Source organism: Bradyrhizobium sp. SZCCHNR1017, from assembly GCF_032381375.1.
In the GTDB taxonomy this organism is placed as follows: Bacteria; Pseudomonadota; Alphaproteobacteria; order Rhizobiales; family Xanthobacteraceae; genus Bradyrhizobium.
This window is the reverse complement of record NZ_JAUHIR010000003.1, coordinates 378,135-394,334: the sequence shown is the minus strand read 5'-3', so window position 1 is coordinate 394,334 and position 16,200 is coordinate 378,135. Positions and strand designations below refer to the sequence as shown.

Below are 16,200 nucleotides of genomic sequence, written 5' to 3'. Positions count from 1 at the left end.
AAGGCAGGTTCAGTTCAGGGCTTCGTCGAGCAGCGCCTTCAACTGGGCGAGATGCTTGGACATCAGGCCCGTGGCGGTCGCGGCCGACGCAGCACGGCCGGCATAGCGCGGACGCTTGCTCTTGCCGCCGGTCTGGTTCAGCACCCACTCGAGATACGGCTCGATGAAGTGCCACGCGCCCATGTTGCGCGGCTCTTCCTGACACCACACGACTTCTGCGTTCTTGAAGCGGCCGAGCTCGGCGACCAGCGCCTTGAGTGGCACCGGATAGAGCTGCTCGACGCGCATCAGGTAGACGTCGTTGAGCCCGCGCTTCTCGCGCTCGTCGTAGAGATCGTAATACACCTTGCCCGAGCACAGCACGATGCGGCGGATCTGGTCGTCCGGCACCAGCTTGGTCTTGTCGTCCGCCTGCATCTGGGCGTCATCGTACAGGATGCGGTGGAACGTGGTGCCCTTGGCGAGCTCCTCGAGCCGCGACACCGCGCGCTTGTGGCGCAGCAGCGATTTCGGCGTCATCACGATCAGCGGCTTGCGGATCTCGCGATGCAGCTGCCGGCGCAGCACGTGGAAGTAGTTTGCCGGCGTGGTCGGATAGACCACCTGCATGTTGTCCTCGGCGCACATCTGCAGATAGCGCTCGAGGCGTGCCGAGGAATGCTCGGGGCCCTGGCCCTCATAGCCGTGCGGCAGCAGGCAGACCAGGCCGGACATGCGCAACCATTTGCGCTCGCCCGACGAGATGAACTGGTCGAACAACACCTGAGCGCCGTTGGCGAAGTCGCCGAACTGCGCCTCCCACAGGGTCAGCGCGGTCGGCTCTGCGAGCGAATAGCCGTATTCGAAGCCGAGCACGGCTTCTTCGGACAGCAGCGAGTTGATGACCTCGAAGTGGCCCTGCTCCGGAGCCAGATGGTTGAACGGCGTGTAGCGGCTCTCGTCCTCCTGATCGATCAGCACCGAATGGCGCTGCGAGAAGGTGCCGCGCTCGCTGTCCTGGCCGGAGAGGCGAACCTTGTGGCCTTCGAGCAGCAGCGAGCAGTACGCCAGCGCCTCGCCGGTCGCCCAGTCGAGCCCGATGCCGCTCTCGATCGCCTTGGCGCGGTTCTCGAGGAAACGCTGGATCGTCCGATGCAGGCGGAAGCCGTCCGGCACCTTGGTGATCTTGCGGCCGATCTCCTTGAGGCGGTCGATCTCGACGCCGGTGACGCCGCGGCGCGCCTCCTCCTCCTGGTCGGCGGACTTGAAACCCGCCCACTTGCCGTCGAGCCAGTCGGCCTTGTTCGGACGATAGCTCGTGCCGGCCTCGAACTCGGCGTCGAGACGGGCGCGCCAGTCGGCCTTGGCCTTGTCGACCTCGCCCTCGGTCATCACGCCTTCGGCGACCAGCCGCTTGGAGTAGATCTCCAAGGTCGACGGATGGCCGGCGATCTTCTTGTACATCACCGGCTGGGTGAAAGCCGGCTCGTCACCTTCGTTGTGGCCATGCCTGCGGTAGCAGAACATGTCGATGACGACCGGCTTGTGGAACTTCTGCCGGAACTCGGTCGCGACCTTGGCCGCGAACACGACGGCTTCCGGATCGTCACCGTTCACGTGGAAGATCGGCGCGTCGATCATCTTGGCGACATCGGACGGGTAGGGCGACGAGCGCGAATAGCGCGGATAGGTCGTGAAGCCGATCTGGTTGTTGACGATGAAATGAATCGAGCCACCGGTCCGGTAGCCTTTCAGATCCGATAGCGCGAAGCACTCCGCCACCACGCCCTGGCCGGCGAACGCCGCGTCGCCATGCATCAAGAGCGGCAGCACCGAGATGCGCATGTCGGGCGGATCGCCGTGCTGGTCCTGCTTGGCGCGGACCTTGCCGAGCACCACGGGGTCGACGATCTCGAGATGCGAGGGGTTGGCGGTCAGCGACAGATGGATGCGATTGCCGTCGAACTCGCGGTCCGAGGAGGCGCCGAGGTGGTACTTGACGTCGCCGGAGCCTTCGACCGCGTCGGGATTGGCCGAGCCGCCCTTGAACTCGTGGAACAGCGCGCGATGCGGCTTGCCCATGACCTGGGTCAGCACGTTGAGGCGGCCGCGATGCGGCATGCCGAGCACGATCTCCTTCACACCGAGATTGCCGCCACGCTTGATGATCTGCTCTAGCGCCGGGATCAGCGACTCGCCGCCGTCGAGACCGAAGCGCTTGGTGCCGGTGAACTTGACGTCGCAGAACTTCTCGAAGCCCTCGGCCTCGATCAGCTTGGTCAGGATGGCGCGACGACCCTCGCGGGTGAACGAGATCTCCTTGTCCGGCCCCTCGATGCGCTCCTGGATCCAGGCCTTCTGCGCCGCGTTCGTGATGTGCATGAACTCGACGCCAAGCGTCTGGCAATAGGTGCGCTCGCAGATCGCGACGATCTCGCGCAAGCTGCCATATTCGAGGCCGAGCACGTGATCGAGGAAGATCTTGCGGTCGTAGTCGGCCTCGGTGAAACCGTAGGAGCGCGGGTCCAGCTCCTCGCGGTTGCGCGGCGCCTCGATGCCGAGCGGATCGAGCTTGGCGTGGAAGTGGCCGCGCATGCGGTAGGCGCGGATCAGCATCAACGCCCGGACGGAGTCGCGGGTGGCCTGGTTGACGTCGGCCGCCGACAATTCGACGCCCTTGGCCTGAGCCTTCTGCGCAATCTTCTCGCCGACCTTCTTCTCGACGACGGCCCAATTGCCGTCCAGCGCCGAGGTCAATTCGTCCCGGGGGGAGACCGGCCAGTTGCTGCGCGCCCAGGAGGGGCCCGACGCATTCTTCTGCACGTCGGCCGGCGCATCCTTCAGGCTCTTGAAGAACTCCTGCCATTCCGGGTCGACCGAAGCGGGATCCTTCTCGTAGCGGGCGTAGATCTCATCGATGTAGGTGGCATTGGTGCCCTGCAGAAAAGACGACAGGGCGAAGGCGGCGTTCGCATCTTGGCGAGACATGGTGGCGTCCTGGTAATTTCGATGCGCCCAATCAAAACGGCGCAATGCCTGACCCGCGGGGGACGCGGATCAGGCTCGGGTTAGGACCGTTTACCTTATTTATTGTAAATATTCGCGCCGAAAAGCACTAAGTCCTGAATCAGGATTTCAACTTTTCGACAAGCGTCTTTCCGAGCCGCGCAGGCGACGGCGACACGGTAATACCAGCCGCTTCCATCGCGGCCGTCTTCGAGCCGGCATCGCCCTTGCCGCCGGAGATGATCGCGCCGGCATGACCCATGCGACGGCCGGGAGGCGCGGTGACGCCAGCGATGAATCCCACCATCGGTTTCTTGCGACCGCGCTTGGCTTCGTCCTTGATGAACTGCGCCGCGTCCTCCTCGGCCGAGCCACCGATCTCACCGATCATGATGATCGAGGTGGTCTTGGGGTCAGCCAGGAACATCTCGAGCATGTCGATGAACTCGGTGCCCTTGACCGGATCACCGCCGATGCCGACCGCCGTTGTCTGGCCGAGACCTTCCGAGGTGGTCTGGAACACCGCCTCGTAGGTCAGCGTGCCGGAGCGCGACACGATGCCGACCGAACCGGGCTTGAAGATGTTGGCCGGCATGATGCCGATCTTGCACTCGCCGGCGGTCATGACGCCCGGGCAGTTCGGCCCGATCAGGCGCGACTTGGAGCCCTGCAGCGAGCGCTTGACGCGGACCATGTCCAGCACCGGGATGCCCTCGGTGATGCAGACGATCAGCGGGACCTCGGCGTCGATCGCCTCGCAGATCGCGTCGGCGGCGCCCGGCGGCGGGACGTAGATCACCGAGGCGTCGGCCCCGGTGGCCTCGCGGGCCTCCTTGACGGTGTCGAACACGGGCAGGCCGAGGTGGGTCGAGCCGCCTTTGCCCGGCGACGTGCCGCCGACCATCTTGGTGCCATAGGCGATCGCCGCCTCGGAGTGGAAGGTGCCGTTCTTGCCAGTGAAGCCCTGGCAGATGACCTTGGTGTTCTTGTCGATGAGGATGGACATCGTGCTTTCTCTAAAAGCGTTGCGGTGAGGACTGAGCGAGCGCCTGGACCGGCGCTCAGCCTCCCTTGACGGCCTTGACGATCTTCTGCGCGGCGTCGTCGAGATTGTCGGCGGGCAGCACGTTCAGACCGGACTCGCTGATGATCTTCTTGCCGAGATCGACATTGGTGCCTTCGAGGCGCACCACGAGCGGCACCTTCAGGCCGACTTCCTTGACCGCGGCGACGACGCCCTCGGCGATGACATCGCACTTCATGATGCCGCCGAAGATGTTGACCAGGATGCCCTTCACGTTCGGGTCGGCGGTGATGATCTTGAACGCCGCCGCGACCTTCTCCTTGCTGGCGCCGCCGCCGACGTCGAGGAAGTTGGCGGGCTCCATGCCGTAGAGCTTGATGATGTCCATCGTCGCCATGGCGAGGCCGGCGCCGTTGACCATGCAGCCGATGGTGCCGTCGAGCGCGACGTAGTTGAGGTCGTATTTGGAGGCCTCGATCTCCTTGGCGTCTTCCTCGGTCTCGTCACGCAGCGCGACGACTTCCGGGTGCTTGAACAGCGCGTTGGAGTCGAACGACACCTTGGCGTCGAGCACGCGCAGCTGGCCCTGCTTGGTGACGACCAGCGGATTGATCTCGAGCATCGCCATGTCCTTGGCGACGAACGCATTGTAGAGTTGGGTGGTGAGCTTCTCGGCCTGCTTGGCGAGGTCGCCGGAGAGCTTCAGCGCCTTGGCGACGGCGCGGCCGTGATGGCCCATGACGCCGGTGGCTGGGTCGACCGAGAAGGTCACGATCTTCTCGGGGGTCTCGTGGGCGACGTCCTCGATGTTGACGCCGCCTTCGGTCGACACCACGAAGGCGACCCTCGAGGTCTCGCGGTCGACCAGCAGCGACAGATAGAACTCCTTGTCGATATCCGAGCCGTCCTCGATGTAGAGGCGGTTGACCTGCTTGCCGTCGGGGCCGGTCTGCACGGTCACCAGCGTCGCGCCCAGCATCTGCTTGGCGAAAGTGTTGACCTCGTCGATCGACTTGGCGAGGCGGACGCCACCCTTGTCGCCGGCCGAGGCCTCCTTGAACTTGCCCTTGCCACGGCCACCGGCGTGGATCTGGCTCTTCACGACCCAGACCGGGCCACCGAGCGTCTTCGCCGCCGCATCCGCGTCCTCCGGACGGAGAACCGGCACGCCCTTGGAAATCGGCACGCCGAACTCGTGCAGCAGTGCCTTGGCCTGATATTCGTGAATGTTCATAAGCGCTTGCTCCCCGAACCCGCGATGGGGTGACGACCAGAATTGTTGTTAGGATGTCTGGTATACCATATACCAAACATCCTGCAACTCGATGTGGGCGAGATTACGCCCCGTGAATGACCCCTGATCAGCGGCCGAGCAGGTCGGGCGCGATCTTCTTGCAGGCGTCGACCAGGCCCTGCACGGCGGCGACCGACTTGTCGAACGCCTCGCGGTCCTTGCCGGCGAGCTCGATCTCGACGATGCGCTCGACACCCTTGGAGCCGATCACGACGGGCACGCCGACATACATGTCCTTGACGCCGAACTCGCCGTTGAGATGCGCCGCGCAGGGCAGCACGCGCTTCTTGTCGCGCAGATAGCTCTCGGCCATTGCGATCGCCGACGCCGCCGGAGCGTAGTAGGCGGAGCCGGTCTTCAGCAGGTTGACGATCTCGGCGCCGCCGTTGCGGGTGCGGTCGACGATCTCGTCGATGCGGGCCTGCGACGTCCAGCCCATCTTGACGAGGTCGGGCAGCGGAATGCCGGCAACGGTCGAGTACTTGGTCAGCGGCACCATGGTGTCGCCATGACCGCCGAGCACGAAGGCGGTGACGTCCTCGACCGAGACGTTGAACTCATCAGCCAGGAAGTAGCGGAAACGCGCCGAGTCGAGCACGCCGGCCATGCCGACGACCTTCTTGGCCGGAAGCCCCGAGGCCTTCTGCAGCGCCCAGACCATCGCGTCGAGCGGGTTGGTGATGCAGATGACGAAGGCGTCGGGCGCGTACTTCTTGATGCCGGCGCCGACCTGCTCCATCACCTTGAGGTTGATCGACAAGAGGTCGTCGCGGCTCATGCCCGGCTTGCGCGGCACGCCGGCCGTGACGATGCACACCTTGGCGTTGTCGAGCGCCTCATAGGAGTTGGCGCCGGTGTAGTGCGCGTCGAAGCCGTCGACCGGCGATGACTGGGCGATGTCGAGCGCCTTGCCCTGCGGAACGCCTTCGGCAATGTCGAACATCACGACGTCGCCGAGCTCCTTGAGGCCGACGAGGTGAGCCAGCGTTCCGCCGATCTGACCGGAGCCAATCAAAGCAATCTTGTCGCGCGCCATGGCAAATTTTCCTTTGAACCCGAAGGAGTGAGGGAGGTTGAAAAGTCGACTGGTGGTTATCCCTTTCGCCCCGGCCGTTCAAGTCAAGCTATGGCCAATTGACGGGCCTGCCTTGATTTCGATCAGGACCGGGCGACGGCTGCTGATGATCCTTTCAGCATGATTGGCGTGGCCTTTTCGCGGCTGTGTGCCCGGCGGCTGGCGTTCGCCAAAACTCCAGTATTTGTCAGGTTTCGACCAACCCCGTGGAAGTCCCAGATGCCGCCGAGTCCTTCCGCCCGTGCGGCAGGGCCAGATAGGAGTCCGAACCCATCTCGATCAGGCGCGAGGTGGTCCGCTTGAACTCCATGGCCTCGATGCCCTCGGTCGCGACGTAGAGCGAAATCGGGTCGGCTTCGGCGGAGGCGATCAGCTTCACGGCGTTGTCGTAGAGCGTATCGATCAGGGTGATGAACCGCTTGGCGGCATTGCGCTCGGCCAGATCCATGACCGGAACGTGATCGATCAGGATCGTATGATAGTCGTGCGCGAGCCGCAGATAGTCCGAGGCCGCCAGCGGCTTCTCGCAGAGATCGGCAAAATCGAAGCGGGCGACGCCGTTGGCGGAGCACGGGACGTGCAGGATGCGCCCCTTGATCGTCATGTCGCGCGGCTTGCACTTGGCATGGCCCGTGAGCCGCGCCCAGGCCTTGTCGAGCGCCGCTCGCGCGTCGACATCGGCCGGCACCAGCCACATCTTCACGCCGGCCAGCTTCTCCAGCCGGAAATCGGTGCGCGCGTCCAGCCGCATCACGTCCATGTGGTCGGCAATCTGCTTGATGAAGGGCAGGAACAGCGCGCGGTTGAGGCCGCCTTTGTAGAGGTCTTCAGGCGCGACGTTGGAGGTCGCCACCACCACCGTGCCGAGCTCGAACAGCCTGGCGAACAGACGTCCCAGGATCATCGCGTCGGCGATGTCGGTGACATGGAATTCGTCGAAACAGAGCAGCCAGGCCTGATCGAAGATCGCCTGCGCCGTGAGACCGATCACATCGGCATCGGCGAGCTCGCCGCGCGCGATGTTCTGGCGGTAGCCGTAGATGCGCTCATGCACCTCGGCCATGAATTCGTGAAAATGCGCGCGGCGCTTGTGCTCGACGGGACAGTTCTGGAAGAACAGGTCCATCAGCATGGTCTTGCCGCGCCCGACCTCGCCGTGGACATAGAGGCCGTTCGGCGGCTCGCTCTTGTCGGCAAAAAGGCGGCCCAACAAGCCTTGCTTGCGCGTGGGCTTGTAGGTGGAAAGCCGGCGCTCCAGCGCCGCCAGGGCGTCGGCGACCTCGGCCTGGGCGAGGTCGGCCTCGATCGCACCGGTATCGACCAAAGACTGATATTGCGCGCGGAACGCGTCTGACGGAGTGGACAGCATGAGCCCACTCTAGGTCATGAGACTTACGCAAAATGCAATCCGCAAATGGTGGAAGCCGCCATGCGTCGGAGCCGTGTGGTCGTGGTATATGGCACGCAAACGCCGCCGTGATCGTTAGTCCGGGGCTAACGACGTTCGTCTTCGCTCCCGGCCTCAGCGAACGGCTGGCTTGAACGACCCCGCTGCAGACCTCACCCCCGGCGAGAGGTCGTAGGCGTCCTCGACCACATAGGGCCCGCCGCCGGTCGAGGCACGCGACGAAAACAGCACGAAGCGCTCGGCCATGAACACGCGGCTCGGGAAATAGCCGCGGACGGAGAGATAGTCGGCGACGTCCTGGCTCGACGCATCGTGCAGCCGCGCCAGCGTGACGTGGGGCACGAATTTGCGGCCCTCCGGATCGAGCCCGATCCGCTGCATGAGCCGCTCGAGCTCGGCCTGCAGCTCGATCAGGGGGCGGCTCGGCGCGACGTTGGCAACGACGGCGCGCGGCTTGCGGCCGCCGAAGCTGGAAAGACCCTGCACCGTCACTTCGAACGGCTTGCGGTTCACCCGCCACAGCATCGAGGCGATCTCGTTGGCGGAGGCGCCGTCAATGTCACCGATGAAACGCAACGTCACATGGTAATTTTCGGGATCGATCCAGCGGGCGCCGGGGAGGCCACCCCGCAAACCGGAAAGCGTGTGGCCAACCTCGGCCGGGATTTCCAGTCCAGTAAACAAACGCGGCATCGTTTCAGGACTCCCGATGCTGGAGGCTGATCTCGAAAATTGACGAGATCATGCCTTCAAGAAATGATCGACGACGAATCGCCAATGCATCATTCCTACCGAACTTATATGACTCCGCGACGGAAGGCGGGTTAACGCCGGTAAAAGCTGCGGAAAACCCGGTCCTTAAGGTTATCGCAAATGACCGACGCGGCGCTTCGTTCCGTCATTGCCCACGAAGCGGACGCAGGAATGCTTCCACCGTAGGCAACAGCCTGGACACGATGATATCGACGCCCGCCGCAGTGGGGTGGATGCCGTCGGCCTGGTTCAGCTTGGCGTCGGCGGCGACGCCATCGAGGAAGAATGGATACAGCGGCACGTCGAACTGCTTGGCGAGATCGGGGTAGATCGCGTTGAATTTCGCGGCGTAGTCGCTGCCGAAATTCGGCGGCGCCAGCATGCCGCACAGCATCACGGCGATGCCCCTGGCCTTCAGCCGGGTCACGATCTCGCTCAAAGCCTTGCGCGCCACGGCGGGATCGATGCCGCGCAGCGCGTCATTGGCGCCGAGCTCGACGATGACCGCTTCGGTCCCCTCCGGCACCGACCAGTCGAGCCGGTCGCGGCCGCCGGACGAGGTGTCCCCGGACACGCCGGCGTTGGTGAGGTCGATCGGCAGCCCCTTGGCCTGCAACGCCTTCTGCAGCTTGGCTGGAAACGCATCCGAGGCGGACAGGCCGAGTCCCGCGCTCAAGGAATCGCCGAGAACGACGAGCTTGATCGGCTTGACGGCCTCGGCACCCGCGAACGCGGGCCCGACTGTCATCAAGGCGAGCATCAACACGAGTATGTGCACGAAGATATGTCCGCGCCTCTCGACCCGGCTTGCGGAGTTGCCATATGACCGAGCCATGGACAGTCTCATCGAAACCTCGCCTTTGGCCGGCCTTGCGCCGGACACCATTACCATCTCGAACGTCAACCTCTCGCTCGGCACCGGCGCGGCGCGGGTCCATATCCTCAAGGACATCAGCCTGCGGGTGGGACAGGGTGAGACGATCGGTCTGATCGGACCGTCGGGCTCTGGCAAGTCCACATTGCTGATGGTGATGGCGGGGCTGGAACGTCCTGATAGGGGTGAGGTGGTGGTCAACGGGACCGCTTTCAATGCCCTGGACGAGGACGCCCTGGCGCGGTTCCGCGGCCGCCAGGTCGGCATCGTCTTCCAGTCCTTCCATCTGATCCCGACCATGACGGCGCTGGAGAATGTCGCGGTGCCGCTGGAGCTGGCGGGCCATTCCGGCGCCGCCGAGCGCGCCGCCCGCGAGCTGGATTCGGTCGGACTCGGACACCGGCTGCACCACTATCCGACCCAGCTCTCGGGCGGCGAGCAGCAGCGCGTGGCGCTGGCGCGGGCACTTGCGCCGGACCCGGCCATTCTGGTGGCCGACGAGCCGACCGGCAATCTCGACGAGACCACCGGACGGCAGATCGTGGACCTGCTGTTCACCAAGCATGCCGAGCGCGGCATGACGCTGGTGCTGGTGACCCATGACAGCGGGCTTGCGCATCGTTGCGACCGCGTGGTCCGGCTGCGCTCGGGGCGGATCGAAGCCGACGGCGGCGCGCACGAGCCGGCCCTCGCATGACCACCGTCGCTGAACCGATCGCCGGCGGCCGCATGGCCGCGCTGCCCGTGCGCTACGCGCTGCGCGAGCTGCGGGGAGGCCTGCGCGGCTTCTACGTCTTCATCGCCTGCATCGCGCTCGGCGTGCTCGCCATTGCCGGTGTCGGCTCGGTGGCGGCGAGCCTCAACGACGGCCTGGTTCGCGAAGGACGTACGCTGCTCGGCGGCGACGTCGCCTTTTCACTGTTTCAGCGCGAGGCCAAGCCGGAGGAGATCGACTTCCTGCGCTCGCGTGGAAAGCTGTCGCTGGCTGCGACCCTGCGCGCCATGGTGCGCTCGGGCGACGCCAAGCTGGCGCTGGTCGAGCTGAAGGCGGTCGACAACGCCTATCCGCTGCTCGGCAAGGCCGAGCTCCAGCCAGATCTGCCGATGGCCGACATCCTGGCCGAGCGCGACGGCGTCTACGGAGCTGCGGCGGATCCGGCGCTGCTGGCTCGGCTCGATCTGAGGATCGGCGACACCGTCACCATCGACACGGTCCGCTTCCAGATTCGCAGCGCGCTGCAGGCCGAGCCCGACAAATTGTCCGGCGGCATCGGCCTCGGGCCACGCTTCCTGATCAGCGAGGCGGGCCTGCGGGCCACACCGCTGCTGCAGCCGGGCAGCCTGGTGCGCTGGACCTACCGGGTCCGGCTGCCCGACAATGCCAAGGACGATCACGCCGCAGCGTCCTTCATCGCCGATACCCGCCTGACGCTGCCCTCAGCCGGATGGGAGATCCGCAGCCGCAGCAACGCCTCGCCGCAACTGGAGCGGACGATCGGCCGCTTCACCCAGTTCCTCACCCTGGTCGGTCTCGCCGCCTTGCTGGTCGGCGGCGTCGGCGTCGCCAATGCGGTCAAGAGCCATGTCGACCGCCGGACCGAGGTGATCGCGGCCTTCAAGGCCCTCGGCGCCACCAGCCGCGACGTGTTCGGCATCTACCTCGTGCAGGTGATGGTGCTCGCCACGATCGGTTCGATCATCGGCCTCTGCGCCGGGGCGGCCCTGCCGTTTGCCATCGTCGGGCTGTTCGGCAACATCCTGCCGCTGCCCGTGATCCCGGCTATTCATTCGGATGAGCTGGCGCTGTCCTTCGTCTATGGTCTGCTCACCGCACTGGCGTTCGGTCTGTGGCCGCTCGGGCGCGTACGCGACGTGCCGGTGGCGGCGTTGTTCCGCGAGGCGGTTATCGCCGAATGGCACCGTCCGCGCTGGAGCTATCTGGTGCTGATCGCGGGCACCGTCGCGCTGCTGATCGCGGTCGTGATCGGCCTGTCCTACGACAAGCGCATCGCAGCCGTGTTCGTCGTCGCCGCCGCGCTGGTGTTCGTGCTGTTGCGCGGCATTGCCGCCGCGGTGATGGCGATTGCGCGCGCCCTGCCGCGCAGCCGCTTCCCGATGCTGCGGCTGGCGGTCAGCAATATCTATCGCCCGGGCGCGCTGACACCGTCCGTGGTGCTCTCGCTCGGGCTGGGACTCGCCGTGCTGGTCACGATTACCCAGATCGACGGCAATCTGCGACGCCAGTTCCTGGCTCAACTGCCGGAACAGGCGCCGTCGTTTTTCTTCATCGACGTCCCTTCCGGCGAGGCCGACCGCTTCCGCGACTTCCTCAAGGACCTCGCCCCTCAATCCACTGTCGAAGACGTGCCGATGCTGCGCGGGCGCATCGTCTCCGCCCGCGGCGTGCGCGCCGAGGACCTCAAGGCGACGACGGACACCGAATGGGTGCTGCAGAGCGACCGGGGCCTGACCTATACCGCCGAGATTCCCAAAGGATCCAAGGTCGTCGAGGGCGAGTGGTGGGGCGAGACCTACAGCGGCCCGCCGCTGGTTTCGATCGAGAAGCGGATCGCCGACGGTCTCGGCCTCAAGCTCGGTGACGACATCGTGGTCAACGTGCTCGGACGCGACATCACGGCGCGGATCGGCAACATGCGCACCATCGACTGGCAGGGGCTCGGCATCAATTTCGTGCTGGTGTTCTCCCCGAATGCCTTCAAGGGAGCGCCGCACACCCATGTCGCCACCCTCACCGAGTCGCGCTCCGATACCGCCGAGGATGCCCGTGTCATCCGCAAGGTGGCCGACGCCTTCCCGATGGTGACCAGCGTGCGGGTCCGCGAGGTGATGGAGACGGTGGGCTCGGTGGTCTCCAACCTCGCGCTCGCCATCCGCGGCGCCAGTGCGGTGACGCTGATCTCGGCCATCCTGGTGCTGGGTGGCGCGCTGGCGGCCGGCCACCGCCACCGGGTCTATGATGCCGTCATCCTGAAGACCCTGGGCGCGACGAGGCTGCGGCTGCTCGGCGCCTACGCGCTGGAATATCTGATGATCGGGTTTGCCACCGCCGCGTTCGGCGTCATCGCCGGCTCGGTGTCCGCCTGGCTGATCGTGACCCGGCTGATGACGTTGAGCTTCGCCTGGCAGGCCGGCAGCGCCGCGCTGGTCGTCGTGGCCGCGCTGATCGTGACGGTCGGCCTCGGTCTGGCCGGCACTCTGCTGGCGCTCAACCAGAAACCGGCGACGGTTCTTCGGAATCTGTAGCGGCTTGCGCGCTCATGCCGCACGGTTAACGCGATTTCTGCGGCTGGGACGCGCGCGGAGCGACATTCAGCCGCGCGTGGAAGCTTGCGGCGGATATGCTAGTTTCCCATCTAGGGAATGGGCTCAGAGACCTGCCAAAAGATGGCGAATTTGCCGATGACGCAAATTTAATATCTGCAGCAGCGGGTATGAGATAGGGTTTTTCGAGAACCGGCCGAAGGTCCTGTCAGGACCGGGCTGCCGGGCAACCAACGGGAATCGACCATGTCGGACCTAGACCGCAACTATGCTTCACCCTTTGGCCGGGTGGCCGGGCGCGCCGATGCCGCGACCGTCGACGCCGGTCTGCGCGCCTACATGCTGCGCATCTACAATTACATGAGCATCGGCCTGGCCATCACCGGCCTTGCGGCACTGGGCGTCTACATGGCGTCGGTGACCGGCGATCCGGCGGCCGGCGTGTTCAAGTTCGGCAACGCCTATCTGACGCAGTTCGGCTACGCGATGTTCGTGAGCCCGCTGAAGTGGCTGTTCATCCTGGCCCCCCTGGTCATGGTGTTCGCGATCTCGGCCGGCATCAACCGCTTGGCGCCGTCGACCGCGCAGATCCTGTTCTGGGTGTTCTCGGCCTTGATGGGCATCTCGCTGTCGTCGATCTTCCTGGTGTACACCCACACCTCGATCGTGCGGGTGTTCTTCATCACCGCGGCGACGTTCGGCGCGCTGAGCCTCTACGGCTACACGACCAAGCGTGACATGACGGGCATGGGCTCGTTCCTGTTCATGGGCCTGATCGGCATCGTGCTGGCGAGCCTCGTGAACCTTTTCCTGGCGAGCTCGATGCTGCAGTTCATCGTCTCGGTGATCGGCGTGTTCGTGTTCGCCGGCCTGACCGCCTGGGACACGCAGCGTCTGAAGAACGAGTACATCTACGGCTACGCTTCCGCGGGCGGCGACATCGCGGAGCGCGCGGCAATCACCGGCGCCCTGTCGCTGTACTTGAACTTCATCAACCTGTTCACGCTGCTGCTGCAGTTGCTCGGACAGCGCGACTGATCCAACCGCTCGAACGAGCGACCTTCGAAGCCCCGGCCTCACCGCCGGGGCTTTTCGTTTGCACAAACCCCGATTGCGACCGACGCAAAACCGCAGCGGCAGCCATGCCGCGAGGCCGGATTGATCGCCGCGTCCGCCTGGGTATGCTTCCACCCCATGTCCGACATTGAAATCCGGCCCACCCAGGAGGCCGACCTTCCCGCCATCACCGCTATCTACGGCCAAGCCGTCCGCGAGGGCACGGCCACCTTTGAGCTCGACCCTCCGGATCTGGCGGAGATGACGCGCCGCTTCCGGGCGCTCCGCGACGGCGGCTTCCCCTATTTCGCTGCCCTGCTGGACGGAGAGGTGGTGGGCTATGCCTATGCCGGGCCCTACCGGCCCCGCCCTGCCTATCGCTTCACGGTGGAGAACTCGGTCTATCTCGCTCCCGCCAGCCAGCGTCGCGGCATCGGGATGCGCCTGATGCGGCGGCTGATCGACGCCTGTGAGGAGGGAGGCTTTCGCCAGATGATCGCCGTCATCGGCGACTCCGCCAATTCCGGCTCGGTCGGGCTGCATACCGCCTGCGGCTTCCAGATGATCGGCACCCACCCGAGCGTCGGCCTGAAATTCGGCCGCTGGCTCGATACTGTGATGATGCAGCGCCCGCTCGGGGCCGGGAGCAGCGACGTCCCGGCGTAAGGCAGCGCCAGTCGGAAGGTCATGATCAACCCGGTGCGCGTGGGATCAGACCAGGGCTGGTTTGGGCGCGATCACCAGCAGCACGCGCTCGAGCTCGTGGCCGCGGCGCAGGATCAGCCCGGTGGCCGAGATCACGCTGTACATGCCCTGCTTGCGTGCGAGACGCGGATCCTTCTCGATGCGGTAGATCGGCACCTCGGACGCCCGGCGAAACACGGAGAAGACGGCCCGGTCACGCAGGAAGTCGATTGAATAGTCGCGCCACTCACCGTCGGCGACCATGCGGCCGTAGAGGTTCAGGATGCGGTTCAGCTCCAGGCGGTCGAACGTCACCCGGTTCGGCGCTGCGGCCGCACTGCGCGCCGCCGCGCGGTTCTCGCTGGGGTCGGCGTCCTCCGGCGTGAGGTTCATTGGCGTCCTCCTGTCATCGGTGCGACATGATCGCGCCATCCGGCAGAAGCCGCAAGGGGCCGTTTTCGTTGTCGAAGTTCGACCGAGCCTGCGAGGTCATCGGTTCCGCGAACACGCAAGCGTCACGGGATCGTTAGCAGAATCATAATCGCGCCGTCTTTCCGCCCACCGACCGCCCCCGACCTTCGGCATAAGATTCGTGTGCGTTGGCCCGGTCCTTTCGGTTCCGGATTCCTCAGCCCCCAGCCCCCCGGGGTCGTCAGGATCGGGTCTATTCACAAGTAAGGCAAAGGGCCAACGCAAGTTGGTCCTTTTGCTTTTCTGGCGTGAGCTGCACGTACGATTGTCGGGACGCGCCGTCGCACGGACGTGACGCGCCCAACGCAGGTCAGCGAAAACGAAGATCAGGACGACGGAAGATCAGCGCTCGGGACCGCGCGCCGTTGCTGAAGCCCGTCCGCCCAACGGCAACTCGGAAAAGGCGGCCCCGAGCATCGGCCCAGGGCGGTCGCGACTGCCGTCCTGCACATAGACGACGGTGCCATCGACGCCCTCGCGGGCGATCTTCTCCAGCGGCACGCTCCATCTGACCGGCGACCCATTCCAGTCACCCAGCTTCTGAAGCCCGCGAACGACGTTGTAATAGGTCAGATCACGGCCGCTGTTCTCGCCGCGGCCGACCGAGATCGGGACCACCCGCGAGATCGAGCAGACCCAGACCTCGCCGTGCTTGCGCGGCATCTGGTCGTTGGCCGCGGCCACGGAGACAGTAAGGTCCTGGCCGTCGACCGACAGCCTCACCGGCACCGACATCACGCTGCCACCCTGGACGGTCTCCTCGATGGCGCCCTCGATCGCCTCGCGGTCGCTGCCGATCACATGCACGGAGCCGTTGACCACCGCCTGCGGCGTATAGACCTCGCGGTCGCCGCGCGCACGAGAATAGGCCCGCTGCCGGGCCGTGAAGCGGGAGTCGGCCAGCGTGTCCTTCCAGCCGAGATAGTCCCAGTAGTCTATCGGCAGGGACAGCGCGATGACCGAAGGATCTCTGGCGAGCTCGCCGAGGATCTTGTCAGCCGGCGGGCAGGACGAACAGCCTTGCGAGGTGAAGAGTTCGATCACCGCACGGGGATCGGACGCAGCGGGCCGGACGAAAGCGATGACCGCACAGACACTCAGCGCTGCGCGCGACCACCACGACATCTGTCCACTCATCGCCACTGTCCCGTCTGGACCACCGTCCGCTGCGCCCTGTGCATCACTGCATCCGCGATGCCGTCCTCGTAGTTAACAAAACGAAAATGCAAAAGAGGCGGCCTTTGTCATAGGCCGCCTCCTTCATCACCCGCTACTCACTTCAGAGTGAGCCAAA

13 protein-coding genes are annotated in these 16,200 nt (G+C 65.2%); 4 read left to right on the top strand and 9 right to left on the bottom strand.

From position 1 onward, the window contains the following. Positions 1-9 precede the first annotated feature (9 nt). The 7 genes from QW863_RS10760 to QW863_RS10730 form a co-directional block, all read right to left on the bottom strand. Positions 10-2,967: a 2-oxoglutarate dehydrogenase E1 component gene (locus QW863_RS10760; protein ID WP_315715926.1), complete on the bottom strand. Its 2,958-nt coding sequence runs from the start codon at positions 2,965-2,967 to the stop codon at positions 10-12. Between the two features lie 139 nt (positions 2,968-3,106). After that, the gene (sucD, locus tag QW863_RS10755) at positions 3,107-3,991 is read right to left on the bottom strand and encodes a succinate--CoA ligase subunit alpha (RefSeq protein ID WP_172184319.1); all 885 of its coding nucleotides are present in this window, start codon (positions 3,989-3,991) and stop codon (positions 3,107-3,109) included. 55 nt (positions 3,992-4,046) lie between these two features. Beyond that, positions 4,047-5,243, bottom strand: coding sequence for an ADP-forming succinate--CoA ligase subunit beta (sucC, locus tag QW863_RS10750; RefSeq protein ID WP_315715925.1), 1,197 nt, complete (start codon positions 5,241-5,243; stop codon positions 4,047-4,049). Positions 5,244-5,370: 127 nt separating this feature from the next. Continuing rightward, positions 5,371-6,339, bottom strand: a complete 969-nt coding sequence (gene mdh / locus QW863_RS10745; protein WP_009031546.1) for a malate dehydrogenase — start codon at positions 6,337-6,339, stop codon at positions 5,371-5,373. Positions 6,340-6,565: 226 nt separating this feature from the next. Next, positions 6,566-7,747: a cell division protein ZapE gene (gene zapE / locus QW863_RS10740; RefSeq protein ID WP_315715924.1), complete on the bottom strand. Its 1,182-nt coding sequence runs from the start codon at positions 7,745-7,747 to the stop codon at positions 6,566-6,568. Positions 7,748-7,900: 153 nt separating this feature from the next. Further along, positions 7,901-8,479 carry an RNA 2',3'-cyclic phosphodiesterase gene (gene thpR, locus QW863_RS10735; RefSeq protein WP_315715923.1) on the bottom strand — a complete coding sequence of 193 codons (579 nt, stop codon included), beginning with the start codon at positions 8,477-8,479 and terminating at the stop codon, positions 7,901-7,903. Between the two features lie 205 nt (positions 8,480-8,684). Next, the gene (locus tag QW863_RS10730) at positions 8,685-9,317 is read right to left on the bottom strand and encodes an arylesterase (protein ID WP_315715922.1); all 633 of its coding nucleotides are present in this window, start codon (positions 9,315-9,317) and stop codon (positions 8,685-8,687) included. Positions 9,318-9,372: 55 nt separating this feature from the next. Between QW863_RS10730 and QW863_RS10725 the strand changes: the two genes are divergently transcribed. The 4 genes from QW863_RS10725 (at position 9,373) to QW863_RS10710 (ending at position 14,417) form a co-directional block, all read left to right on the top strand. Then, a complete protein-coding gene (locus QW863_RS10725; protein WP_315715921.1) occupies positions 9,373-10,110 on the top strand; it encodes an ABC transporter ATP-binding protein in 738 nt (245 codons plus the stop codon). Further along, positions 10,107-12,677 (top strand): ABC transporter permease, encoded by a 2,571-nt coding sequence (locus QW863_RS10720; protein WP_315715920.1) that lies wholly within the window; start codon positions 10,107-10,109, stop codon positions 12,675-12,677. The genes QW863_RS10725 and QW863_RS10720 overlap by 4 nt, the downstream gene beginning before the upstream one ends. 264 nt (positions 12,678-12,941) lie before the next feature. Then, positions 12,942-13,733, top strand: coding sequence for a Bax inhibitor-1/YccA family protein (locus QW863_RS10715; protein WP_250172563.1), 792 nt, complete (start codon positions 12,942-12,944; stop codon positions 13,731-13,733). A gap of 156 nt (positions 13,734-13,889) precedes the next feature. Then, positions 13,890-14,417, top strand: a complete 528-nt coding sequence (locus tag QW863_RS10710) for a GNAT family N-acetyltransferase (RefSeq protein ID WP_315716183.1) — start codon at positions 13,890-13,892, stop codon at positions 14,415-14,417. 45 nt (positions 14,418-14,462) lie between these two features. Here the strand turns inward: QW863_RS10710 and QW863_RS10705 are convergent, their stop codons facing one another. Both QW863_RS10705 and QW863_RS10700 read right to left on the bottom strand, forming a co-directional pair. Beyond that, positions 14,463-14,828 carry a DUF2794 domain-containing protein gene (locus tag QW863_RS10705; RefSeq protein WP_315715918.1) on the bottom strand — a complete coding sequence of 122 codons (366 nt, stop codon included), beginning with the start codon at positions 14,826-14,828 and terminating at the stop codon, positions 14,463-14,465. 420 nt (positions 14,829-15,248) lie between these two features. Continuing rightward, a complete protein-coding gene (locus tag QW863_RS10700) occupies positions 15,249-16,031 on the bottom strand; it encodes a DUF1223 domain-containing protein (RefSeq protein WP_315716182.1) in 783 nt (260 codons plus the stop codon). Positions 16,032-16,200 lie beyond the last annotated feature (169 nt).